Raw genomic sequence first — 23,546 nt, 5'->3', positions numbered from 1 at the left:
TTTGAGCCACATATGAATATTGTAACAAGACAGTTTATGCAGCTGAGAAGAGAAGCCATCAAGATCGGACAGGGTGACCTGCAGCTTTATCTGGGCTGTGAACTGCATTCCAGTATGGATATGGTAGAATGCCTGAAAAAAGGCCGGAGACTTACATTGGCCGGTTCCAGATATGTACTTGTAGAATTCAGTAACAGTGATGAAAAGAGTTATATAGAAGAAAGGGTACGAAGTCTTCTGATGAACGGATTTATTCCGATCATTGCCCATGCAGAACGTTATAAGGCGACCAGAAGCGATATCAGGTTTCTTGAAGAGTTAAGAGAAGCAGGGGCTTATATCCAGATCAATGCGGATACGATCAGCGGAGAAAGTGGATTTGGAGCGAAATTATTCGCGAAAAAACTGATGAAACAGGGAATCCTGGATTTTGTAGGCTCAGACGGGCACCGGCAGAATGAAAGAATCCCCCAGATTGGTAAATGCGCTGCAAAAATGGAAAAAATAATGGGAAAAGAATATGTAAAAAAAATACTGATCGATAATCCGGGAAAGATCACAGAACGTTAGGGAAAAAGTATTTATCGCAAAAAAAAGAAATATGTGATATACTTTCACAGAAAAAATGTTATACATATTATAAAGGAGACTAGAATATGTGTGGAATAGTAGGTTTTACAGGTAAGCATCAGGCAGCACCGATTTTGCTGGATGGCCTTTCGAAACTTGAATACAGAGGATATGATTCCGCCGGTATCGCAGTGCGTGACGGTGATAAAGAAACAGAAGTCATTAAGGCAAAAGGTCGCCTTAAAGTTCTGATCGAGAAGACTAATGGAGGAGAATCGGTTCCGGGAACCTGTGGCATTGGCCATACGAGATGGGCAACACATGGAGAGCCATCCGAGACGAATGCACACCCGCATGTCAGTGAAAATGGAAATGTTGTTGCCGTACACAACGGCATCATTGAGAACTACCAGGAGCTGAAGGCCAAACTTCTCCGCAAAGGATATACTTTTTATTCTGCTACGGATACAGAAGTTGCGGTAAACCTTGTGGATTATTATTATAAGAAATATGGAGAATCACCGGTTGAGGCAGTCGGCCATGCAATGGTACGTATCCGTGGTTCTTATGCACTTGCAATGATGTTCCGTGACTATCCAGGAGAGATTTTTGTGGCAAGAAAAGACAGCCCGATGATCCTCGGAGTAGGCGATGGGGAATCTTATATTGCGTCAGATGTTCCGGCAATCCTGAAATATACAAGAAATGTTTATTATATTGGAAATCAGGAGATGGCTCATGCTGAAAAAGGGAGAGATCACCTTTTACAATCTGGATGGAGAAGAGATCGAGAAGGAACTCAAGACGATCGAGTGGGATGCGGAAGCAGCAGAGAAGGCCGGATTTGAACATTTCATGATGAAAGAGATCCATGAGCAGCCGAAGGCAGTTTCTGATACAATCAATTCGGTTGTAAAAGATGGAAAAATTGATCTTTCCGAGGTTGGACTGGATGAGGATACGATCAGGAATGTCAGCCAGATCTATATCGTTGCCTGCGGCTCCGCATATCATGTCGGTATGGCAGCACAGTATGTGTTTGAAGATCTGGCACGTATCCCGGTACGTGTAGAGCTGGCATCAGAATTTCGATATCGTAATCCGATCCTGGACAAAAACGGCCTTGCGATCATTGTCAGTCAGTCCGGTGAGACAGCAGACAGCCTTGCGGCACTCCGCGAATGTAAAGCCAGAGGGATCCGTACACTTGCTATTGTGAATGTTATCGGTTCTTCTATTGCAAGAGAGGCAGACAATGTATTTTATACACTTGCAGGTCCGGAGATTTCTGTTGCGACCACGAAGGCTTACAGTACACAGCTGATCGCAGCCTATGTGCTGGCACTCCAGTTTGCGAAGATCAGAAGTGAGATCACAGAAGAACAGTGTGATGCCTATGTAAAAGAACTGAAGACACTCCCGGAGAAAATCAAGAGAATTCTTGAGGATAAGGAAAGACTGCAGTGGTTTGCTTCCAAACAGGCCAATGCCAAGGATATTTTCTTTATCGGAAGAGGAATTGATTATGCCATCAGTCTTGAGGGAAGTCTTAAGATGAAGGAGATCAGTTATATTCATTCTGAGGCATATGCAGCCGGTGAGCTGAAACATGGAACGATTTCACTGATCGAGGATGGAACTCTTGTGATCGGTGTTCTGACACAGCCGAAACTTTACGAAAAAACCATCAGTAACATGGTTGAGTGCAAGAGCCGTGGTGCATATCTGATGGGACTTACAACATTTGGAAATTATAATACTGAAGATACTGCAGATTTCACGGTATATATTCCAAAGACAGATCCGCATTTTGCAACATCCCTGGCGGTGATCCCGTTACAGCTTCTGGGTTACTATGTAAGTGTAAACAAAGGCCTGGATGTGGATAAACCAAGAAATCTTGCCAAAAGTGTTACCGTAGAATAATTTTTTTCATAATAATAAAAAAACGCCTGCACCACAGTCGTCGGCCAGAAGTTATGAATTCTGGACCGGCATGTAATGCAGGCGTTTTTGTGCTATTTACAGAAATTTACAGAATTTCTTTCAGATAACGCTCCAGAGCATCCTGCCATGTTGGAAGAGGCTGGAAGCCGTTCTTTACAAGTTTGGATTTATCCAGGCGGCTGTTGAAAGGACGGACCGCTTTGGAAACACCATATTCCGCAGTTGTAACAGGGGAAACCTGCACATTTTCGTATTCTTTATGTCCGAGGGCAGCGGCCTGACGGAAGATTTCTTTTGTAAAATCGTACCAGCTGATGTAGCCGCCCTCGTTGGTTGCATGATAGTAACCATATTTATCGGTCTCGATCATGTCAACCAGAAGGCGGGCAAGATCGTAAGTATAAGTCGGAGTTCCGATCTGATCACTGACAACGGTAAGTTTGTCGTGAGTTTTTCCAAGATTTACCATAGTACGGATAAAGTTCTTTCCGTTTTTGCCGAATACCCAGGCAATACGTACGATAAAGAATTTATCAACAGTGCCGGATACTGCCAGCTCGCCGTCAAGCTTGGTCTGGCCGTATACATTCTGGGGAGCGTAGTCTTTGCAGTCCGGATCCCATGGAGTAGTTCCCTGGCCGTCAAAAACATAGTCTGTGGAAATGTACATCATTTTGATGCCGAGCTCTTTACAGATGTCCGCAATGTTCTGGGTTCCCACAACATTGACAAGACGTACTTTTTCGCGGTTTTCCTCATCCTCTGCAGCATCTACGGCTGTCCATGCAGCACAGTGTACCACTGCATCCGGATTTACTTCGCGAATGGCTTTTGCTACTGCTTCTTTATCTGTGATATCCAGCTGGACATAAGGCATGGTGGTAACCGGAGTACCATCTGCAATGCCGCTGTAGGAAGGTGCAATGTCGCTTCCTACGCCTTCATGTCCACGGCTGGACAGTTCATTCATCACGTCATGGCCAAGCTGGCCGCCAACGCCTGTTACGAAAAATTTCATGCTTTAACCTCCTCGCGGTTTCCATACATTTTTTCGTAGTAATTCTGGTACTCACCGGAGATGATGGTTTCCCACCATTCCTTGTTGTCAAGGTACCATTTGATGGTCTTTTTGATTCCGTCTGCAAATTTTGTCTCCGGAAGCCAGCCAAGTTCGTTATGGATCTTGGTCGGGTCGATAGCGTAGCGCCATGTCATGGCCTTTACGGTCTGCCACGTGTGTGATCAGGCTTTCCGGTTTGCCAAGTTCCTTGCAGATCAGTTTTACGATATCGATGTTTTTCATCTCGTTATGTCCGCCTACATTGTAAACCTCGCCTACACGTCCTTTGTGGATGATCAGGTCAATGGCACGGCAGTGATCCTCAACATAGAGCCAGTCGCGGACGTTTTCGCCTTTTCCGTAAACCGGGAGCGGTTTGTCATTGAGAGCGTTGGCGATCATCAGAGGAATCAGCTTTTCCGGGAAGTGATACGGGCCGTAGTTGTTGGAGCAGCGGCTGATGGTCACAGGCAGGCCGTAGGTTCTGTGGTATGCGAGAACAAGAAGGTCAGCACCTGCTTTGGAGGAGCTGTATGGGCTGCTTGTATGGATCGGAGTTTCCTCTGTGAAGAAGAGGTCCGGTCTGTCAAGAGGAAGATCTCCGTAAACCTCATCTGTGGAAACCTGATGATAACGCTGGATTCCGTATTTACGGCAGGCATCCATGAGAACAGCAGTACCCTTGATGTTGGTGTCAAGGAATACCTCCGGGTTTTCGATGGAACGGTCTACGTGGCTCTCAGCTGCGAAGTTTACCACGATGTCCGGATGCTCTTCCTCGAAAAGCTTGTAAACAGCGTCACGGTCTGTGATGCTCTCCTTTACAAAGCGGAAGTTCGGTTTGTCCATAACCGGTGCAAGAGTGGAAAGGTTTCCTGCGTAAGTCAGGCAGTCCAGGCATACGATACGATAGTCCGGATGAGCCTCCATCATATGAAAAATAAAGTTGCTTCCGATAAATCCGGCACCGCCGGTAACAATGATTGTCATAAAAAATCTCCTTTATAATATGAATGATTGATCTTATGCGGATTCCGTCGGAACGGAGCCCGCCGGTAAATACAGTGTTAAAAAACAGGTCGGCTCAGTGAAGAGCGTCCAGATATTTTCCGTCCAGAACATCCTTGAGATACTGACCGTACTGGTTTTTCTTAAGGATTTCGTAAACCTTGAGCACGTCCTCCTTTGTGATCCAGCCGTTTAAGTAAGCAATCTCCTCAAGGCATCTGATCTTGCGGTGCTGATGCTGCTCCATGGTCTTTACGAAGTTGGTTGCCTCTACAAGGCTTTCGTGTGTACCGGTATCCAGCCATGTGAAGCCCTGGCCCAGAAGCTCAACGTTCAGCTGTCCCTTCTCAAGGTAGATACGGTTCAGGTCTGTGATCTCAAGCTCGCCTCTTGCGCTTGGCTTCAGATTTTTTGCGTATTCTACAACCTTGTTGTCGTAGAAGTAGAGACCGGTTACACAGTAGTTGCTTTTTGGCTTTTCCGGTTTCTCTTCAATGGAAACCGCTTTTCCGTTCTGGTCGAATTCCACGATGCCGAAACGCTCCGGATCATCTACATAGTATCCGAAAACAGTGGCACCTTTGCCGGTTTCTGCATTGTCTACAGCAGCTTTCAGGCGCTTTTTGAGGCCATGTCCTGCGAAAATGTTGTCACCAAGGACCATACATACGGTGTCGTTGCCGATGAATTCCTCGCCGATGATAAATGCCTGAGCAAGTCCGTCCGGGCTTGGCTGTACAGCATAGGTAAGGTTGACACCGAACTGATGGCCGTCACCGAGAAGCTCCTCAAATCTCGGGGTATCCTGCGGGGTGGAGATGATCAGGATATCACGGATGCCTGCGTTCATAAGAACAGACATAGGATAGTAGATCATCGGTTTGTCAAAGATCGGCAGAAGCTGTTTGGAGGTCACCATGGTAAGCGGGTAAAGACGTGTTCCGGAGCCTCCGGCTAAAATAATTCCTTTCATATGTTTTCTCCTTTGCGTGATGATGTGCAGCATAAGTCGTGCCTGCACATAACTTTGTTACTGTAACTGTATTATAAAAGGTGACGCAAGGTCACCTTCAAGAGCTTTTTTCATAATTTTTATTTTTGGCTATTTTTCACAAAGAAATACGCCGGCATCCTTGGTAATGCGGAATCCTTTGGCAGTTTTTCTGGCGGTGTAGGCCCGGAATTCCTTGTAACGGTCCAATATATACTGATTCTGGTTGCCGTGGCAGGAGAGGACGTAGGAGATCAGCGGCTCCGCATCCTGGACCAGAAGGCAGTCTTCATAAGAAAGCCACTGAGCCTTTGGGAAAAAAGGCTCCAGGATACTCTGGCCGTTTTCACGTCCGAACCGTTCATAAAGCCGGTCTGCGGAAAGCACGATCCGTTCATCAAAATCCTGCACCAGCTGGCTGACCTCCTGCATATGTGCCTTTCCGTAAGCACTGCAGAGAAATCTTCCGCCGGGAGCGAGGACACGGCGGACTTCCTTCAGGACGGAGGGAATATCATCGCAGTAAAAAAGCACGTGATTGGCGATCACCAGATCAAAGCTTTCGTCCTTACAGGGGATTTTTCGGCAGTCAAAGGCCCGGAATGCAAACCGGGTATCCGAGGAACCGATGGCTCGTCTGGCATCACGGAGCATACCGCTGGAAATATCGGAAAGTGTGATGGAGATATCCTCCGGCAGAAGGGAAAGGTTGTCGGTCCATAACGTTCCGTCCCCGCAGCCCAGCTCCAGAATACGAAGACCGGGTGAGATCCGGCATTGCTCAAAGATCCAGGGAAACCATCCCTGTTTGTTCTGGGAGTACAGGCTGTGGAGGTTGATCCTGGAGGAAATGTTGGTGGCATTCTGATACTGATTCTTGAGGCTTTTTTCCATGCCGGTCAGGTGGATCAGGTTCAGCATCTGGCTCCAGTCAATGGTGTGCTGTTCCTTTATCATCTGTGCGGTATCCTGGATCGCTTTTTCCACCAGCTGCATCTGTTCGATCCGGTCACGGACCAGACGAAGCTGGATATTCAGAGAATTCAGCATGAAATGATAATCGGAATCACCGATGGTCATTTCACGGATGTCATCCAGGGAAAAGCCCAGGTATTTCAGAAGGAGGATCTGCTGAAGCCTTGCAAAATCCTCATCTGTATAAAAACGTGCGCCGGATTCGGTGACGAGAGAGGGTTTCAGGATATCCTGTTTATCATAATAGCGGACAGTACGCAGAGTTACGTGTGCCATGCGTGCAAATTCGCCGGAAGAATAGTAGCCGTCTTTTTTCATAAAAAATAGAATCCTTTCTGAGGAAATAACAAACATCCTGTCATAGAAGTCATAAAAGAATTATAATTCAGATCCGGAAGCCGTACAAGAGAAAAACAACATTGACAAAATTCTGCTGGTTTGTTAGTATATCGTTTCGAAAAAAAGGAACCCCGGAATCATATTTCCGGGATAAGCGTTCGATATAAAAAGGAGTAATTTTTATGCGAAACCGTACTCTGGATATGGTAAAGGCGATCTGTGCTTATGCAGTTGTGCTTCTTCACGTCCATTTTCCGGGAAATGCCGGAATCATAGCCAATGTACTTGCCAGATTTGCAGTACCTGTGTTTTTTATGGTATCCGGATATTTTTGTTTCCGTGGCGATGATACGGAATTTATAAGAACCGGAAAAAAGATCCGGCATGTTCTGAAGCTGATGCTTGTGGCATTTCCGGTCTGCTGTCTGTGGGAGCTGATCCAGAACCACATCGACGGAGCAAGCCAGAAGGAATGGCTGGAAGCCCTGGTTTCGGGGGAACATATTCGCCAGTTTCTTCTATATAATAACAGCTCTCAGGTGAAATGGCATCTGTGGTTTCTCCCGGCACTGCTCTATTGTTATCTTCTTTTTGCCCTGGCAGCAAGATTCCGGATTTGTAAGCAGTCATATGTTCTGATACCGGTGCTTCTTCTGATCCATTTCGGAATGGAGGAATTTTCGACCTTCCTGTTCCCGGAAAAGCATTTCCGTGTTATGCAGTTTCGAAACTATCTGTTTACCGGATTTCCGTTTTTTATGTTGGGACATCTGATACACAGACATCAGGAAAAGCTGGAAGCCTGGTTTGCCGGAAAAAAAGTGTTTCTTTTGTATGGCATGGCAGCTGGCGGCGGGATCGCAAGTCTGCTGGAATACCGGTATTTTGGCAAACTGGAATTGTTTCTGGGTTCAGTATTTATGGCTGTTGGCCTTTTTCTCATTGCGATCATGGGAAAAAATCGGAAAGTGCCCGAGCTTCCGGTAGCCATCGGTCAGAAATATGCATTTTTTATTTATCTGTTCCATCTCTGTGTGGCGGATATCCTAAGGATGTGGCTGTGGCAGTTGGAATTGAGAAAAATCTTTTATATCTGTGGATGAGACCGGTGATGGTCTGTGTTTTTGTGACTGCTGTGGCGGTAATGTATGGATATGGAATGAGGATCTGTCGGAAATAGAAGAGTTTATGGTATTTTCATATTTATGCGCTGTGATTTTGTACCAAAATATGCTAAAATATCCTTTATTGATAAGTCACAGCACCCACCAGGAGGATGCGGGGAAAGCGACTGGAATATCCCGCTTCAGGGTAAAAAATACTGAGACATGAAAGAAAAAGGAGATTTTTATGGATTTACAAAACAGAGCGGAGGCCGGCAGTGACGGACACGATGAGAGTGTACTGAATCCGGAGATGCCCAACGAAACAGATCTGACGAAGAAGGAACGCCGCCGGATCGAAAAAGAGAAACTGAAGGGAATGGGAACAGGTAAGAAGCTTCAGTATATCTGGATGTATTATAAGATACATATGCTGTGCGTGCTTCTTGTCATCGGCGGAGTCTGTCTGGGAGTGAATATTTACCGGCACGCACAGATGAAGACGGTGCTTTCCATTGCGGTGGTGAATGCAGGGAATTATGACTCAGAGAAGGTGGAAGAGGATGTTCTGAAGACACTGGGAACAGAGGATAAATATGCAGAAGTCAGTGTGGCACAGAATCTGATGACGGACGAGACAGGAGAGGATTTTGATTACTATGCCAGGATCGCATATGTGACGGAAATCCAGAGTGCTACCGTTGATGTCCTGATCATGCCGAAGGAGCTCTATGAACATGAGAAGGACAGCGGAATGTATGCAGATCTCAGGGAAACGTTTGGAGATGAGGTGTTTGAGTCTCTGGGCGCTGTGGATGATCAGCATCTGGAGCTTGACGGCAGCAGTAGTGTTGCTCAGGAATTTGGCCTGAGATATGATCCGGTGTGCATTTGCCTTCCGGGTAATGTGAAGAATAAAGATAATGCGTTGAAATGGATCCAGTCTGTTCTGAAATGATGGATTCATATGCTCAGCTGAGCGCAGAGATAAATAAGGCCTCCGGTTCGTAACACAGGAACCGGAGGCCTTATTATATGAATATTACAGTGTATCGTTACGTTTGATGTAGCCAGGCTCACCAGCAGGACGGATGATCTCCTTGGCATGTGTGATCTTGGCATGCTTGTCTACGACCAGATTTTCGATATGGACATTCTCACCGATGGTGCAGTCTGCAAGAACTACACAGTTCTTGATAACAGCGCCCTTTTTGATGGTACAGCCACGTCCGACAATGGAATTCTCTACAGTTCCCTCGATCATGGAGCCGTTGGAGATAACGGAGTTGGAAACATTAGCTGTGTCAAAATAATGGGTCGGGCAGGAGTTATTGGTGCGTGTATAAATCGGCCAGTTATCATGGAAAAGATCGGTTGCAGTTTTGTAGTCGATCAGATCCATATTTGCATCGTGATAGCTCTTGAAATCAGTGATCGATGCAAAATATCCGCGATGAGATATACCACGCACATCCAGCTCACCGTCTCTGCAGCCGGCATTGATCACGTCTGCAAGGGTATAAAGAGAGGAAATCTCTTTTGCCTTATGGATGAGGCTGATGAAAAGCTCCTTGCTCATTACGTAGGTATCCATGAAAATGTTGCGGTTCTTTGCATTGCCGTGGTTGTGCTCAATGGAGAGAACACCCTTCTGACGGTTCAGGTTCAGGATGTGGCAGTTCAGATAGTTCTCCTTGGCATTATCAACGGAATGATAAAGCATGGTCACATCTGCACCGGATTCGATATGGGCATCGATCAGCTTGGAATAGTCGGTGGTGTAGATCATGTAATTCGGAGCGATAACAACATACGGATAATGAACTGCTTCGATGCACTCCAGATTGGAGTAGTAGTTGTCGATATCGGTGTTATAGATATCGTTGACTCCGAAATGCTCTGAAAAGAGGAGTTGGAGATTACCGCTCTTGGAGTTGATGTTATAGTGACGTCCGGTTCCGAGATGTTCTACAAGAGAACGGGGTTTGTTCTTTACATAGACCTGAATGTACTCAATTCCGCTGTTGGTCATATTTGAGATCGGGAAGTCGATGACACGATATCTTCCGAGAAATGAAAAGGCGCCGATCGCACGGTAGTCCTGAAGCCCCTCCACATGGATATTTCTTTCTGAGGAATTCACGATTCCAAATGCTTTAAACATATTACTCAGCCCCCTTTACACGTTTTGATACAAGTTCAATGTGCTCACTGTCCCTGGAACCGACACGAGCATTGGTACCGATCACGACTCCGTCTGCAACGAGAGCACGCTGGACAACGGCACCTGCTTCAACAACAACACCCGGCATCAGGACACTGTCGATGATCTTGGCACCAGGACCGACCTTGACGCCTGTGAAAAGTACGGAGTTGGTGATCTCACCTTCTACAACACAGCCCTGAGTAATGAAAGCAGTGTTGATCACAGCGGTATCACAGATATACTGTGGAAGAGAGGTAGCATCCTCAGTGTAGATTTTCCAGGTAGGATCGTTAAGATCCAGTTCACTGTTAGGACTGAGAAGATCCATGTTTGCTTCCCAGAGGGAATCGATGGTTCCTACATCCTTCCAGTAGCCTTTGAACTTGTAGGCGTAGAGTGCCTTGTCCTGTGCAAGGAGTGTAGGGATGATGTCTTTACCGAAATCGTGATTGGAATCCGGATTTTTGATATCTGCCAGCAGGAGCTTGCGCAGAAGCTTCCAGTTGAATATGTAGATACCCATGGAGGCAAGATTGCTCTTCGGGTGTTCCGGTTTCTCCTCAAATTCCACGATGCGGTCATCTTCACCGGTGTTCATGATACCGAAACGGCTGGCTTCCTTCATGGGAACCTCGATAACTGCAATAGTCGCATCTGCCTTATGCTGGATATGGTCATCAAGCATCTTTGCATAATTCATCTTATAGATGTGGTCACCGGAAAGGATCAGAAGGTATTCCGGGTTCTGTGAGTCGATGAAATCAATATTCTGAGAGATCGCATCAGCTGTTCCACGGTATACATCCAGACCGGCATCAGCCTTCTCACGTGGAGGAAGTACATAAACTCCGCTGTCCTTGGCATCAAGGCCCCAGCGGCCACCGGCTGCTACATAGCTGTTCAGTAAAACTGATTCATATTGTGTCAGTACACCTACGACATCAATGCCGCTGTTGGCACAGTTACTGAGCGGAAAATCCACGATGCGATACTTACCACCATAACCAACGGCTGGCTTGGCAACTTTATTCGTCAACTCGTGAAGACGACTTCCTCTTCCGCCGGCCAGAATCATTGCTAACATACTGTTTTGTTTCATGGCGAATCCTCACTTTCATTTCTTGTTTATTGTCAGAAGTGTTTTAACTTAAAAACAATAAACTTTGTTCATATTATACACCTTTTGGGATTGAAAATCCAGTTTTTTGTGCAAAAAAACGTTATTTTTGTGTTAAAATTTTGTGCGAATTTGAAAAAATTGACAGGTAATTTGTCGGAATAGAAAGAAACGGTCAAAGCCGGTCCTGAAATTCAGATAAAATGGTGAAAAAACATCCAGAATCCGGATTTGCTTGCGTAAGAAGAGGAAAAAGTGTATTCTGAAAAAAAGATTTTATTCGGACAAAAGTATCCGGCGAAGAACTATTTGGGAATAACAGAGGGAGAAAATAAGATGAAAGATGAAAAAATTTCCAACTATGTAAAGCTATGTGAAGACTGGGCAGATAAATTCATGAAAATGGATCTGGAGAATTTAAGAAAGCGGGTTCCGGAATTGAAAGAAGAAAAGGGTTTTTTTACGTTGGTCCATTTCGGGCGAAAATACGGAATCAGCCTGAAAAATGGAAGGATCTGCAGTATGGATGGCCAGCGGGAACCAGATACAACGGAAATGCTGAATATCTATACACTTCTTGGATATGCAAAAGAAGGAGCTTTTTTTATGAATAAGTGGGTACCTTTTGCAGATCTTCGCAATGCAAGACCATTTGCTCCGGCCTATAAGGTCGGGGAGACGGATGTGTTTGGAGCTACGTTTTCCGGGCATGAAAAAGAACTTCGGGAGGCCTTTGGCAAACTTGGAGGAAAAGAACTTCCACAGGGAGATGTGGGCTATGAAATCAGGGCTTTTGAATGCATGCCAATGAGATTCTTTTTCTGGGAGAGAGATGAGGAATTTGAGGCCCAGGGAAATATTCTTTTTGATTACAGTGCCACAGATTTTAATCATGTGGAAAGTGCGGTATCCATTGCAGATGCAGGGATCAGGCGTCTGGCGGAGCTGGCAGACTTACCAGTCAGAGGAAAGTCTTTTCGGATGAAATAAATACAGGATTGACGAAACGGAATGGATGTGGTAATGTATGTCTGAAGCAGTTAGTTAAAACTAACATAAAGAAAGGTAGACAATGCCATATGGGAAAATATCTGAAATCAGTGGGGAAAAACAGTCTTGATTTTCTGAAATATGTAGGCCCGGGGCTGCTTGTAACGGTGGGATTTATTGATCCGGGAAACTGGGCATCCAATATAGCTGCAGGTTCCGGCTATGGATACAGTCTTCTGTGGATGGTGACATTGTCTACGGTTATGCTGATTATTCTGCAGCATAATGCGGCTCATCTGGGAATTGTTACGGGCCTTTGTATTTCGGAAGCCGCCAGCCGCTATATGAATAAAACAGTAAAAAATATAGTACTCTGGACAGCGGTGGCAGCAGCGGTTGCGACAGCCATGGCAGAAATCCTGGGAGGTGCCATAGCTCTTGAGATGCTGTTTCATATTCCTGTCCGGGTGGGAAGTATGGTGATACTGCTGGCAGTACTGGTATGCCAGTTTACAAATGCCTATAAAAAAATTGAAAAACTGATTATATTGTTTGTTTCTCTGATTGGTTTTTCTTTTCTGGTTGAGATTGGGATATCAGATATTGACTGGCCGGCGGCAGTGTCAGGATGGGTGAAACCATATTTCCCGGAAAATTCCATGCCTGTGATTATGAGTGTCCTGGGAGCAGTTGTAATGCCGCACAATCTTTTCCTTCATTCCGAAGTAATTCAGAGCAGGCAGTGGAATCTGGAAGAGGAAGAGGTGATTCAGAAACAGCTGAAATATGAGTTTAAGGATACGCTTTTTTCCATGATTATTGGCTGGGCGATCAACAGTGCAATGATTCTGATGGCAGCGGCGACTTTTTACAGAAAAGGGGAAGGCGCAGTTAATGATCTGTCTGTGGCGGGAAATATGCTGACTCCGCTTCTGGGCAAAGGAGCCTCTGTGATTTTTGCCCTGGCACTTCTTCTGGCAGGTCTTTCTTCCAGTATTACAGCCGGAATGGCAGGCGGGACTATTTTTTCGGGAATTTTTAATAAACCATATGATATCAGTACAAAAGAAACCAGACAGGGTGTACTGATAACAATGGTTCCCGCTGCGCTGCTGATTCTTCTGGTCCGTTCACCTTTTGATGGACTGATCTATTCGCAGATGCTCCTGGGAATGCAGCTGCCCATCACTGTTTTTACACAGATATATCTTACATCGTCCACCAGAGTTATGGGAAAATATGCCAACAGTACCAGATTAAAGGTAACCTTATGGACGATTGCGGGAATTGTAACACTTTTAAATGCAGGATTGCTGGTTACATCTATATAAGCTGAGCAGACAGCGAAGCAGATTGCGAAAATCTGCTGGAATCATATGAAAAATATGGGAAAAACGGAGAACTATATGAAAAAATGTTTGCTATTGTTGTAAAAAGAGTATATTATTATTGCATAACTATGAAATTTTGGCGACCATTTTGATCTATCTGTGAGGTGTCACGACAGAAGTCTCTGTCAATTTCCCAGAAACATTTTTTTGTCAGTATGGACAGGAGAGAACCGGAAGCAGAAAAGTACAAGGGTCCTGGAGGTGTAAAAAAGTGGGCAAGAATGCGTCGGGAATGTATGTAATAGATGCAGATTATAATATAGTCAGCTATAACCATGCGGCAGAAATTATATACCCGGAGCTGAAAAAGGGAGAAAAGTGTTATCGATGTCTGATGCATGAAGAGAATCCATGTGCGGAATGCCCGGTTGTTAACGGTATTGAAGGTCCGAAGAACTATCTGGAAACGAAGCAAAAGGTTCTGAGATCCATTGATGCAGTGGAAATTCAGCTGGAGTCCGGAGAACTGGGACATGCGATGATATTTTCGGCGGCAGAAGCAACAGAAGAAACATACAGAGGAATTACCAATAATGGAGAGAATCCTCTGCTGCTGGGAATCATCAATGTGCTGGGCAAGGACTACAGCAATATTTATTCTGTAAACTGTGCCACACATGAAATACAGGTATTCCGTTTTCATAATCCTGTACTTGGTGGAGTAAGTGAAAGCCTGATCCGTGAGGAACCTTACGAAAAAGTAGTGGACATTTACATAGAAGATAATGTTGCGTCTGAGGATAAGACCAGAATGAGGCAGATGCTGGATTTTGACAAAATCTGTCAGCGTCTGAAAAAGGTTTCCCAGTTTATGATCCACTATAGGGTGAGAAGGGACGGAATTACACATTATTACTATGTAAAATGTGCAAGAATTGGGAAGGCAGATGATTTTGAAGCGATTGTTCTGGCTTTTGCCAATGAAGATATGGATGTTCAGCACAGTGAAATGGAATCCATTCTGGAACCGGGGGGACCGTCCTCCAGAAGAAAGCTTCTTATAATAGAAGATAATGAGCTGAATCGGAAACTTCTGGCAGAGCTTCTGGAAGACAGTTATGAAGTTATGACCGCAGTTAACGGAGAAGAGGGACTGAAGCTGCTGGGAGAGAATTACCGTGATATTTCCGCAGTGCTTCTGGATGTAAGTATGCCAATCTGCGACGGATTTCAGTTTCTGGACAGAATCCGGGATGATATGATGCTTTCCTCTGTTCCGGTAATTGTAATAACAGGAAGCAACCGTCCGGAAGATGAGGTTCGCTGTCTGGAACTGGGGGCAGTCGATTTTATCCGGAAGCCTTACAATGTCCGGATTGTGAAGGGAAAGATCAATAGTGTAATCAAGCTTCGGGAATCTGCGATTGTTCTGTCTGCACTGGAATACGATGAGCTGACAGGACTTTATATCCGCCAGGCATTTTTTCATCATGCAAAGACACTGATGCGTGTCAAAAATGACCAGAAGTTTCATGTGGTTGTGGCAGATGTCAAAAATTTCAAGTGGATTAATGGTACCTACGGAGAAAAAACAGGAGATCAGGTTCTGGCATATCTCGGAGATGCATACAAAAAACAGGTTCACAGTGGAATGGTAGCCAGATATGGTGGAGATCAGTTTGTAGCTATTGTATATGGAGATCTGAACCTTGCAGAAGAAAAGGTGGAAGCTGCTATTCACAGGATTGCAGAGAGGGCTCCCATTTCAAATCTGGCTGTGAATTATGGTATTTATGAAAATGTGGATAAGACATTACCGCTGACTTTGATCTGTGACAGGGCATTTCTTGCCATGAAGAGTATACAGAATGACTATGAGCATTCGTTTGCTTTTTATGATGAGGAGATGGGGCGGAAACATATCCGTGACAGGATGATGGAAAATGAGTTTGATGAAGCTATCCGCAATGAAGAATTTGTGGTTTATCTCCAGCCTAAATATAATGTAGTAACAGAAGAAATCGCAGGTGCGGAAGCACTTGTACGATGGAAGAAAAAAGATGGCTCTATGGTATCTCCAGGTGAATTTATTCCACTTTATGAGAAGGATGGATTGATTGTACGCCTGGATGAATATGTGTTTAATAAAGTATGTGAGATTCAGAAAACACTTATGAGGTCAGGGAAAAAGCTGATCCCTATTTCGGTGAATCTTTCCAGGGCAAGTATCCACTACGAAAATATGATTTTGCGTTATGTACATATTGTAGAGGAGAATGGTATTCCATTTTTCGCAGTGCCTATTGAACTTACAGAGACAGCAGCTCTTTATAATGTGCAGATTAAAGAGCTTACAGAGAAGATGGTAAATGCCGGATTTGAACTTCATATGGATGATTTTGGATCCGGATATTCTTCCATGACAAGTTTAAACCAGCTGCCCTTTGATACGCTGAAACTGGACAAGAGCCTGATTGATTACATAGAAAATCCGAGAGGAAAAGAAGTGATCCGCCATACCATAGCCCTGGCACACAGTCTGGGAATGCAGGTACTTGCAGAAGGGGTGGAAACGGCCAGTCAGGTAAAAATTCTCCGGGAACTGGACTGTGATGAAATTCAGGGATTTTATTATTCCAGACCGGTACCGTGGGAAGAATTCTGCACAGATTTTATGGGAAAATAAAACAGAATTACAACACGCTGACAGTATTTAACTGGCAGCGTGTTTTTTGTTTTAAGAATTTGTAAGTTGCCATTTTATCGCTTTTGTATATATTTTTCCAAAAGATTAAGCACTGCATACAGTCCCATGGCAATAATACACAGGATCATAATGGACATAAGAACCCAGGTGAGTTTAAAAGTCTGGCTTCCATAGATGATAAGATATCCGAGACCTTTTCTGGCACCGATGAACTCGCCGATGATAACACCCACCAGACAGAGACCAATGTTTACTTTCATAACACTGATGATCAGAGGGAGGGAAGCTGGCAGAATGATTTTTGTCAGTTTTTCTTTTTTGTGGCCTCCCAGAGTTTCAATCAGTTTTAGTTTTTCCGGATCTGCCTGGCAGAAACCGGAGTACAGATTAATAACAGAACCAAAGATAGCCACGGACATGCCGGCAACTACAATGGTTCGCTCATTGGCACCCAGCCATACAATCAGAAGAGGTGCAAGGGCAGATTTCGGGAGACTGTTCAGTACCACAAGGTAAGGCTCCAGGATTCTGGAAGTCTTTGGAGAACACCAGAGAAGAATGGCAGTTCCCACGCCCAGGATTACAACAAAAAAGAAACTGACAAGAGTTTCTGTCAGAGTAACTCCAATATGGGAAAACAGAGACTGATCCCTGCACATGGAAAGAAAGGTTTTTCCGATGAGGGAAGGGCTGCTGAAAATAAAGGAATCAATCCATCCGCATCTGGTAGACATTTCCCAGAGTCCCATAAACAGGACAAAGAGAAGAATTCGTGCTGTGAAGATCAGACGTTTTTCTTTTTTATACTGTAAAAGATATTGTTTCTGATGTCTGGAAATTTCAGGCATTTTCGTTGAGCTCCTTCCATATGAGATTAAAATATTTTTTAAAATCCGGAGCATTTCGGGAAGAAAGCGGAGTACGGTTATTGATATTCAGATGGATGTCAACAATTTTCTGTACAGTGGCAGGGCGGGGAGAAAGAATCAGTACCCGGTCTGCCATGCTGATGGCCTCGGAGATATCGTGAGTAACCAGAATTGCAGGTTTGCCGGAATTTCGGAGAATTTTTCCAATGTCATCACTGACATTTAAGCGGGTCTGATAATCCAGCGCGGAAAATGGTTCGTCCAGAAGCAGAAGTTCCGGTTTCAACACAAGGGTCCGGATCAGGGCGGCACGTTGCCGCATACCGCCGGAAAGCTGAGAGGGCCTGGCATCCCGGAAACGGTCAAGACCATATATCCGGAGAAGTTCTTCGGCATGAGAAAGTTTTTCGGGAGTGAGTTCTTTACGGATTTCAAGGCCAAGGAGAATATTTTTGTAAATACTGCGCCACTCCAGAAGATGATCTTTTCTGAAGCATGTATCCTACAGCGGTACTGCCGGCAGATACCGGCTTTTCATCCAGAGTAATGGAACCACATTCCGGGGCGAGAAGGCCGGCGATCAGATTGAGAAGTGTAGATTTGCCGCAGCCGGAGGGTCCTACAATGGACAGAAATTCGCCGGGCATCAGGTCAAAGGATATATGAGAAAGGGCAGGTGTCTCACCGGACAATGTGTGATAGGAAAGACACACATCCCGTACTTTCAGGATGGGATTCATGGATATTGCCTCCTTTTTGTAGATAATGGTATAATATTATCATATGTCTGAAACAGGAGAAGGCGCATGGCAGAAAAGGAGACGCCGGTGCCTGCCGCCAAACAGTCAGAGAGAAAGGAATTACAAACATTGAATAAAAGAAACTACCAGAAAGAGCTTGATAAACTGATCGAAAACATTCAGAAAGAGGGAAAAACGCCCAGACTTTTTCTTCACGCCTGCTGTGCACCCTGCAGCAGTTATGTGATGGAATATCTGTCGCAGTATTTTGAGATCACCATATTTTTTTATAATCCCAATATTGCACCGGAGGAGGAATATGCACACCGCGTGGCTGAGATTCGGCGTCTTATCGGGGAGATGGAGTTTGTCCATCCGGTAACTCTGGTGGAGGGACGGTATGACCCGAAGGAATTTTATGAGATGGCAAAAGGACTGGAGGATGTTCCGGAAGGAGGAGAGCGGTGCTTTCGGTGTTATCGCCTGCGGATGGAAGAGGCGGCGAAACTGGCGAAAGAGGGCGGATATGATTATTTCACTACCACTTTAAGTATCAGTCCTCTGAAAAATGCACAGAAGATCAATGAGATCGGGGAGGAGCTGGCAGAAATCTATAAAGTGCCACATCTGACTTCGGATTTCAAGAAAAAGAATGGCTACAAGCGCTCCATTGAGCTGTCCCACGAGCACGATCTGTACCGGCAGAATTACTGCGGCTGTGTTTTTTCAAAAAGAGAAGCACAGGAAAGAGACAGAAAAAGAGTCCTGGAAAATTCCGGGGATTAAGAAGAAACAATACAGTTTCGTAAAAAGAAACAGGACGGGAAAAAATATCTCCCGTCCTGTATTTAGCATTATGCAAAATCATCAGGGTTATCACATGCTTCCTCATAGACTGCAGCATGGGCATGGGCCATATCCTGATAATAGTTACTGATTGCTTCAAACCAGTTACATATATCATCATTATGCATCAATTCAAGCAGCAGGTACATGAAATTGCAGACAATATAGGAAATCTGGTGGCGTTTGGACGGGGAGAGGCCGTTTACAAAATCATCAACCCGGTCACGGATATCATCTAAAGCATGCATGGATCTTTCCAGATCTGCAAGTAATTTCTTGTACAAAGTTTCATTGAAGTTTGTAAAATCAACATGAAAAACAGTACCTGTGCATAATTTTGAAGAGAAAACATTTTTGTTTTCATCATATACTCTTGCATCTAAAGAATGGTTTTTGTCATATTCGACAATCTTTTTCAGATTTTCGTATAATACGGGTACAAATTTTTGATCTTCCAGCATAGCCAGATAAATATATGGCATATCAGACAACCACCAGTGAAACAGTTTATCTGATATTATGCGATAATTCGGATCCTTCCATATATGAGGACATCCTCGCTTGATATTTTCGGAAATCATGACTTCCGTTGTACCGTCAAACTTAAACACATCTGAAAACAGGGCTTTTAAAATATATGTTACAGCAGCTTCTGAATTTATCATATTTTCATGTGCTGTATCTGAAAGAATACTCATATTAAATACCTCCGGTTTATCCATTTTATCCGTGGGGTTATTATATCAAAAAAATGCTCAGTATAAAATACTTATGGTATGTATAAGTATGAAAAACTTTGCATTTCCATAAAAATATGATACACTAACACAGAAAAGTGCAGACGTCCGGGAGGCGGATCTCATGTCCGCCCGGAGAAGACAGTTCTGCCGCAAAAAAGAAAAGTGAGGAAGAATATTATGGCACAGTTATGGGGAGGCCGTTTTACAAAAGAAACGGACAAGCTGGTTTACAATTTTAACGCATCGATTTCTTTTGACCAGAAGTTTTATAAACAGGATATCTGCGGAAGCAAGGCACATGTTGCCATGCTTGCAAAACAGGGAATCCTGACAGAGGAAGAAAAAGATCAGATCACAGAAGGGCTGGATGGAATCCTTAAAGATGTGGAAGAGGGCAAACTTGAGATCACATCCGAGTACGAGGATATCCACAGTTTCGTGGAGGCAAACCTGATTGACCGTATCGGAGACGCCGGAAAGAAACTCCACACAGGAAGAAGCCGTAATGACCAGGTGGCTCTGGATATGAAACTGTATGTCCGCGACGAGATCGATGAGACAGACAAAGAGCTGAAAGACCTTCTTCTTGCCCTGCAGAAGATCATGGAAGAGAATGTACACACCTACATGCCGGGATTTACCCATCTCCAGAAGGCACAGCCGGTAACTCTGGCTCACCATGTAGGCGCATATTTTGAGATGTTTAGGAGAGACCGTGACAGACTCTTTGATATCCGTAAGAGAATGAACACCTGTCCTCTTGGAGCCGGAGCACTGGCAGGAACCACTTATCCGCTGGACCGTGCTTATACCGCAGAGCTTCTTGGCTTTGACGCACCGACCAGAAACAGCATGGACTCTGTATCAGACAGAGATTATGTGATCGAGCTCTTAAGTGCGTTCTCTACCATTATGATGCATTTGAGCCGTTTTTCCGAGGAGATCATCCTGTGGAACTCCAATGAGTATCGTTTCGTTGAGATCGATGACGCATACAGCACAGGCAGCAGCATCATGCCGCAGAAAAAGAACCCGGATATCGCAGAGCTTGTCCGCGGAAAAACAGGCCGTGTCTATGGTGCACTGACATCTATCCTTACAACTATGAAGGGAATTCCCCTTGCATATAACAAAGACATGCAGGAAGACAAAGAGCTTACGTTCGATGCCATTGATACTGTAAAGGGATGTATCGCCCTGTTTACAGGTATGGTTTCCACCATGCAGTTCAATAAGGCAAATATGGAGGCAAGCGCAAAGAGAGGATTTACAAACGCAACAGATGCCGCAGATTATCTGGTAAACCATGGCGTACCGTTCCGTGATGCCCACGGTATCGTAGGAAGACTGGTTCTTCTCTGCCTGGATAAAGGAATCTCCCTGGATGAGCTTCCACTTTCCGAGTACAAAGAGATCAGCCCTGTTTTTGAGGAGGATATCTACGAGGCGATCAGTATGAAGACCTGTGTGGAGAAACGAGTAACTCTTGGTGCACCGGGACCATCTGTTATGGAGCAGGTGATCGCTCAGAATAAGGAATATCTTGAAAAAAATTAAGATAATGCTTGCATTTTCCGAAAAATTGGTATAGTATTTACAGAAAAGACAAATGTGTGCCATAGAGGGACACAAGATGAGGAGAGTTTTATTATGAGTGAAAAACTTAAAGTCGGCATTTTAGGTGCAACTGGAATGGTTGGCCAGAGATTCATTTCTCTTCTGGAGAATCACCCGTGGTTTGAGGTGGTTACTGTAGCAGCAAGCCCGAGAAGCGCAGGCAAGACCTACGAGGAGGCTGTAGGCGGCAGATGGAAAATGGATACTCCGATGCCGGAGGCAGTAAAGAAACTGGTCGTTATGGATATCCACGAGGTAGAGAAAGTTGCAGCTACTGTTGACTTTGTATTCTCCGCAGTTGATATGACGAAAGAAGAGATCAAGGCAATCGAGGAAGAGTATGCCAAGACAGAGACACCGGTTGTTTCCAACAACAGTGCACACCGCTGGACACCGGATGTTCCGATGGTAGTTCCGGAAATCAACCCGGAGCACTTCGATGTGATCGAGTTCCAGAAGAAACGTCTCGGAACAAAACGCGGATTCGTAGCTGTTAAGCCGAACTGCTCTATCCAGAGCTATGCTCCGGTACTTACCGCATGGAAAGAGTTTGAGCCATACGAAGTAGTAGCTACTACATATCAGGCTATTTCCGGAGCAGGAAAAACATTCAAAGACTGGCCGGAGATGGAGCACAACATCATTCCGTACATCGGCGGTGAGGAAGAGAAGAGCGAGAAAGAGCCGTTAAGACTCTGGGGGAAGATCGAGGACGGTGTGATCGTTCCGGCTACCACACCGGTGATCACATGCCAGTGCGTACGTGTTCCGGTTCTCAACGGACATACAGCAGCTGTATTCGTTAAATTCCGCAAGAAACCGACCAAAGAGCAGCTGATCCAGAAACTGGTAGAGTTCAAGGGACTTCCGCAGGAGCTTGAGCTTCCAAGCGCTCCGAAGCAGTTCATCCAGTATCTTGAGGAGGACAACCGTCCGCAGGTACAGATGGATGTAAACTATGAGAACGGAATGGGAGTATCTGTAGGACGTCTTCGTGAGGATACTGTTTACGATTACAAGTTTATCGGACTTTCTCACAACACTGTAAGAGGTGCTGCAGGCGGAGCTGTTCTCTGTGCAGAGACTCTGAAAGCCAAAGGATATATCCAGGCAAAATAATCTGGTAATTCTTCATAGAGATAAAAAATCAGCAGAAACGGGATATCGGGTTTTCCGGTGTCCTGTTTTTGCGTGTGTGGAAGGAACAAAAAGACATGCGTAAAAAAGTGATCACCACAGTTGTCACGTTTTCTACGACCACAGCTGCCATGAAGATGGAAAAAACGGCGAAGGAAGCAGAATTTCCGGGAAGACTGATCCCGATCCCGTCGGAGATCAGCGCCCAGTGCGGGCTGGCCTGGAAATGTGTGGAACAGTCCGAGGAAGAAGCGGAAGTTTTTCTGAAAGAAAAAGAACTGGCCTGGGATGGCATCTATCGTGTTTTAGCATAAAGTGGATATTGTTTGTTGTGTATAACAAACCAGAAATTTTTGGAAATTTTCGCATTTTTATTGTGAAATAAATGGTAAAGTGTTACAATATAACAAGCAGATTTCCGGAAAGCGTGTTACTGTGAACAAAGAAGCAGTAACAAAGTGCCACGCTTGCTAAAAAATATGTGGAGGTGCTATTTATGAACAGGGAGGATGTAGAGAAGCTGTCAACCGCTGCGAAAGGTAAGATTAATTTACTGAACAGCAATTTCGGAAAATACTTTATGCGGGCGATCATGGCCGGATTTTTTATTGATGTGGCGATGATCTATAGTAATGTAGTAGGAAATGTATTTTCCAAAACATTCCCGGAATGGGGGAAATTCCTCGGAGCCCTGGTGTTCTCTATTGCGGTTCTTCTGATCGTAATGGTAGGAGGAGAGCTGTTTACCGGTAACAATCTGGTAATGGCATTTGGTGCGTATGACAAGAGCGTATCATGGAAAGACGTGGGCAAGGTCTGGGGAATCAGTTACATCGGCAACTTTGTGGGATGCCTGATCCTGGCTCTGATCTTTGTTGGTGCCGGAGCGTCCGGTACAGCAGATTACTTTGCGGGATTTATAAACGGAAAACTCAGTATTCCGGCAGGACAGATGTTTTTCCGTGCGGTGCTCTGTAATTTCTTTGTCTGTCTTGCAGTTCTCTGCGGCATTAAACTGAAGAGTGAGTCAGGCAAATTCCTGATGATCACGATCTGTATTTCAGGTTTCGTTGTCAGCGGATTTGAGCACTGTATTGCAAATATGGGTATCTTTACAGTTGCATTCTGTATGGTGCCTGGATTGTCTGTCGGCGCTATGCTTAAGAGCATGGTGATCGTAACATTGGGAAATATAGTTGGCGGAGGCGTGCTTCTGGCATGGCCGCTTAGAAAGATGAGTGCAGATAAATAGT

The 23,546-nt window shown here is 44.8% G+C and carries 18 protein-coding genes and 3 pseudogenes; 12 read left to right on the top strand and 9 right to left on the bottom strand.

The features are described 5' to 3' along the window. Positions 1-12: 12 nt before the first annotated feature. A complete protein-coding gene (locus AC04Q6_RS16505; RefSeq protein ID WP_476389779.1) occupies positions 13-570 on the top strand; it encodes a CpsB/CapC family capsule biosynthesis tyrosine phosphatase in 558 nt (185 codons plus the stop codon). Between the two features lie 86 nt (positions 571-656). Next, a pseudogene (gene glmS / locus AC04Q6_RS16500) lies at positions 657-2,496 on the top strand (glutamine--fructose-6-phosphate transaminase (isomerizing)). Between the two features lie 106 nt (positions 2,497-2,602). Here glmS and rfbD read toward each other — a convergent pair. The 4 genes and pseudogenes from rfbD to AC04Q6_RS16480 all read right to left on the bottom strand — a co-directional run bounded on the left by rfbD (position 2,603) and on the right by AC04Q6_RS16480 (position 6,869). Further along, entirely contained in the window at positions 2,603-3,535 is a 933-nt protein-coding gene (gene rfbD / locus AC04Q6_RS16495) for a dTDP-4-dehydrorhamnose reductase (protein WP_021976534.1), read from the bottom strand. After that, positions 3,532-4,567 (bottom strand): annotated as a pseudogene (gene rfbB / locus AC04Q6_RS16490) (dTDP-glucose 4,6-dehydratase). The gene rfbD and the pseudogene rfbB overlap by 4 nt, the downstream one beginning before the upstream one ends. 94 nt (positions 4,568-4,661) lie before the next feature. Further along, positions 4,662-5,558, bottom strand: coding sequence for a glucose-1-phosphate thymidylyltransferase RfbA (rfbA, locus tag AC04Q6_RS16485; RefSeq protein ID WP_476389778.1), 897 nt, complete (start codon positions 5,556-5,558; stop codon positions 4,662-4,664). A 129-nt stretch (positions 5,559-5,687) separates the two neighbouring features. Beyond that, positions 5,688-6,869 carry a MerR family transcriptional regulator gene (locus tag AC04Q6_RS16480; RefSeq protein ID WP_118071113.1) on the bottom strand — a complete coding sequence of 394 codons (1,182 nt, stop codon included), beginning with the start codon at positions 6,867-6,869 and terminating at the stop codon, positions 5,688-5,690. 203 nt (positions 6,870-7,072) lie between these two features. Between AC04Q6_RS16480 and AC04Q6_RS16475 the strand changes: the two genes are divergently transcribed. Together AC04Q6_RS16475 and AC04Q6_RS16470 are read left to right on the top strand one after the other, a co-directional pair. Beyond that, positions 7,073-7,993: an acyltransferase family protein gene (locus AC04Q6_RS16475; RefSeq protein WP_476389777.1), complete on the top strand. Its 921-nt coding sequence runs from the start codon at positions 7,073-7,075 to the stop codon at positions 7,991-7,993. A 247-nt stretch (positions 7,994-8,240) separates the two neighbouring features. Then, the gene (locus AC04Q6_RS16470; RefSeq protein ID WP_118071115.1) at positions 8,241-8,951 is read left to right on the top strand and encodes a hypothetical protein; all 711 of its coding nucleotides are present in this window, start codon (positions 8,241-8,243) and stop codon (positions 8,949-8,951) included. 84 nt (positions 8,952-9,035) lie between these two features. Here AC04Q6_RS16470 and glgD read toward each other — a convergent pair whose 3' ends face one another. Next, on the bottom strand, positions 9,036-10,157 hold the full coding sequence (glgD, locus tag AC04Q6_RS16465) for a glucose-1-phosphate adenylyltransferase subunit GlgD (protein ID WP_021976257.1): 1,122 nt from the start codon (positions 10,155-10,157) through the stop codon (positions 9,036-9,038). 1 nt (position 10,158) lies between these two features. After that, complete coding sequence (locus AC04Q6_RS16460; protein ID WP_118071116.1) at positions 10,159-11,298, bottom strand: glucose-1-phosphate adenylyltransferase; 1,140 nt, start codon at positions 11,296-11,298, stop codon at positions 10,159-10,161. Positions 11,299-11,652: 354 nt separating this feature from the next. On the opposite strand from AC04Q6_RS16460, the gene AC04Q6_RS16455 reads away from it, so the two are divergent. The 3 genes from AC04Q6_RS16455 (at position 11,653) to AC04Q6_RS16445 (ending at position 16,323) form a co-directional block, all read left to right on the top strand. Next, positions 11,653-12,306: a DUF3786 domain-containing protein gene (locus AC04Q6_RS16455; protein ID WP_021976255.1), complete on the top strand. Its 654-nt coding sequence runs from the start codon at positions 11,653-11,655 to the stop codon at positions 12,304-12,306. Between the two features lie 89 nt (positions 12,307-12,395). After that, complete coding sequence (locus AC04Q6_RS16450) at positions 12,396-13,637, top strand: Nramp family divalent metal transporter (protein WP_118071117.1); 1,242 nt, start codon at positions 12,396-12,398, stop codon at positions 13,635-13,637. A gap of 271 nt (positions 13,638-13,908) precedes the next feature. Next, a complete protein-coding gene (locus AC04Q6_RS16445; RefSeq protein ID WP_242997001.1) occupies positions 13,909-16,323 on the top strand; it encodes a putative bifunctional diguanylate cyclase/phosphodiesterase in 2,415 nt (804 codons plus the stop codon). Positions 16,324-16,397: 74 nt separating this feature from the next. On the opposite strand, the gene AC04Q6_RS16440 is transcribed toward AC04Q6_RS16445, so the two are convergent. Together AC04Q6_RS16440 and AC04Q6_RS16435 are read right to left on the bottom strand one after the other, a co-directional pair. Continuing rightward, positions 16,398-17,192, bottom strand: coding sequence for an ABC transporter permease (locus AC04Q6_RS16440; protein ID WP_118071118.1), 795 nt, complete (start codon positions 17,190-17,192; stop codon positions 16,398-16,400). Then, positions 17,185-17,953, bottom strand: a pseudogene (locus AC04Q6_RS16435) (ABC transporter ATP-binding protein). Before AC04Q6_RS16435 ends, AC04Q6_RS16440 begins: the two are co-directional and overlap by 8 nt. A 129-nt stretch (positions 17,954-18,082) precedes the next feature. Here AC04Q6_RS16435 and AC04Q6_RS16430 point away from each other — a divergent pair. Further along, a complete protein-coding gene (locus AC04Q6_RS16430) occupies positions 18,083-18,739 on the top strand; it encodes an epoxyqueuosine reductase QueH (RefSeq protein ID WP_118071167.1) in 657 nt (218 codons plus the stop codon). Between the two features lie 68 nt (positions 18,740-18,807). On the opposite strand, the gene AC04Q6_RS16425 is transcribed toward AC04Q6_RS16430, so the two are convergent. Further along, positions 18,808-19,497: a hypothetical protein gene (locus tag AC04Q6_RS16425; RefSeq protein WP_021976249.1), complete on the bottom strand. Its 690-nt coding sequence runs from the start codon at positions 19,495-19,497 to the stop codon at positions 18,808-18,810. A gap of 219 nt (positions 19,498-19,716) precedes the next feature. Between AC04Q6_RS16425 and argH the strand changes: the two genes are divergently transcribed. The 4 genes from argH to AC04Q6_RS16405 all read left to right on the top strand — a co-directional run bounded on the left by argH (position 19,717) and on the right by AC04Q6_RS16405 (position 23,545). Beyond that, positions 19,717-21,096, top strand: a complete 1,380-nt coding sequence (gene argH / locus AC04Q6_RS16420; RefSeq protein ID WP_021976248.1) for an argininosuccinate lyase — start codon at positions 19,717-19,719, stop codon at positions 21,094-21,096. A 93-nt stretch (positions 21,097-21,189) separates the two neighbouring features. Further along, positions 21,190-22,275, top strand: coding sequence for an aspartate-semialdehyde dehydrogenase (gene asd / locus AC04Q6_RS16415; protein WP_118062638.1), 1,086 nt, complete (start codon positions 21,190-21,192; stop codon positions 22,273-22,275). 95 nt (positions 22,276-22,370) lie between these two features. Then, entirely contained in the window at positions 22,371-22,607 is a 237-nt protein-coding gene (locus AC04Q6_RS16410) for a putative Se/S carrier protein (protein WP_021975774.1), read from the top strand. A 182-nt stretch (positions 22,608-22,789) separates the two neighbouring features. Further along, positions 22,790-23,545, top strand: a complete 756-nt coding sequence (locus AC04Q6_RS16405; RefSeq protein WP_021975775.1) for a formate/nitrite transporter family protein — start codon at positions 22,790-22,792, stop codon at positions 23,543-23,545. Position 23,546: the final 1 nt, after the last annotated feature.

It is taken from the genome of Blautia sp. HA9023 (assembly GCF_056504095.1).
This window is presented reverse-complemented; position numbering and strand designations above follow the sequence as displayed.

Excerpts from the sequence above, each read along its gene's own strand:
- AC04Q6_RS16505 (WP_476389779.1), top strand. The coding sequence starts at position 13 with ATGAATATTGTAACAAGACAGTTTATGCAGCTGAGAAGAGAAGCCATC.
- rfbD (WP_021976534.1), bottom strand. The coding sequence starts at position 3,535 with ATGAAATTTTTCGTAACAGGCGTTGGCGGCCAGCTTGGCCATGACGTG.
- rfbA (WP_476389778.1), bottom strand. The coding sequence starts at position 5,558 with ATGAAAGGAATTATTTTAGCCGGAGGCTCCGGAACACGTCTTTACCCG.
- AC04Q6_RS16480 (WP_118071113.1), bottom strand. The coding sequence starts at position 6,869 with ATGAAAAAAGACGGCTACTATTCTTCCGGCGAATTTGCACGCATGGCA.
- AC04Q6_RS16475 (WP_476389777.1), top strand. The coding sequence starts at position 7,073 with ATGCGAAACCGTACTCTGGATATGGTAAAGGCGATCTGTGCTTATGCA.
- AC04Q6_RS16470 (WP_118071115.1), top strand. The coding sequence starts at position 8,241 with ATGGATTTACAAAACAGAGCGGAGGCCGGCAGTGACGGACACGATGAG.
- glgD (WP_021976257.1), bottom strand. The coding sequence starts at position 10,157 with ATGTTTAAAGCATTTGGAATCGTGAATTCCTCAGAAAGAAATATCCAT.
- AC04Q6_RS16460 (WP_118071116.1), bottom strand. The coding sequence starts at position 11,298 with ATGAAACAAAACAGTATGTTAGCAATGATTCTGGCCGGCGGAAGAGGA.
- AC04Q6_RS16455 (WP_021976255.1), top strand. The coding sequence starts at position 11,653 with ATGAAAGATGAAAAAATTTCCAACTATGTAAAGCTATGTGAAGACTGG.
- AC04Q6_RS16450 (WP_118071117.1), top strand. The coding sequence starts at position 12,396 with ATGGGAAAATATCTGAAATCAGTGGGGAAAAACAGTCTTGATTTTCTG.
- AC04Q6_RS16440 (WP_118071118.1), bottom strand. The coding sequence starts at position 17,192 with ATGCCTGAAATTTCCAGACATCAGAAACAATATCTTTTACAGTATAAA.
- AC04Q6_RS16425 (WP_021976249.1), bottom strand. The coding sequence starts at position 19,497 with ATGAGTATTCTTTCAGATACAGCACATGAAAATATGATAAATTCAGAA.
- argH (WP_021976248.1), top strand. The coding sequence starts at position 19,717 with ATGGCACAGTTATGGGGAGGCCGTTTTACAAAAGAAACGGACAAGCTG.
- asd (WP_118062638.1), top strand. The coding sequence starts at position 21,190 with ATGAGTGAAAAACTTAAAGTCGGCATTTTAGGTGCAACTGGAATGGTT.
- AC04Q6_RS16410 (WP_021975774.1), top strand. The coding sequence starts at position 22,371 with ATGCGTAAAAAAGTGATCACCACAGTTGTCACGTTTTCTACGACCACA.
- AC04Q6_RS16405 (WP_021975775.1), top strand. The coding sequence starts at position 22,790 with ATGAACAGGGAGGATGTAGAGAAGCTGTCAACCGCTGCGAAAGGTAAG.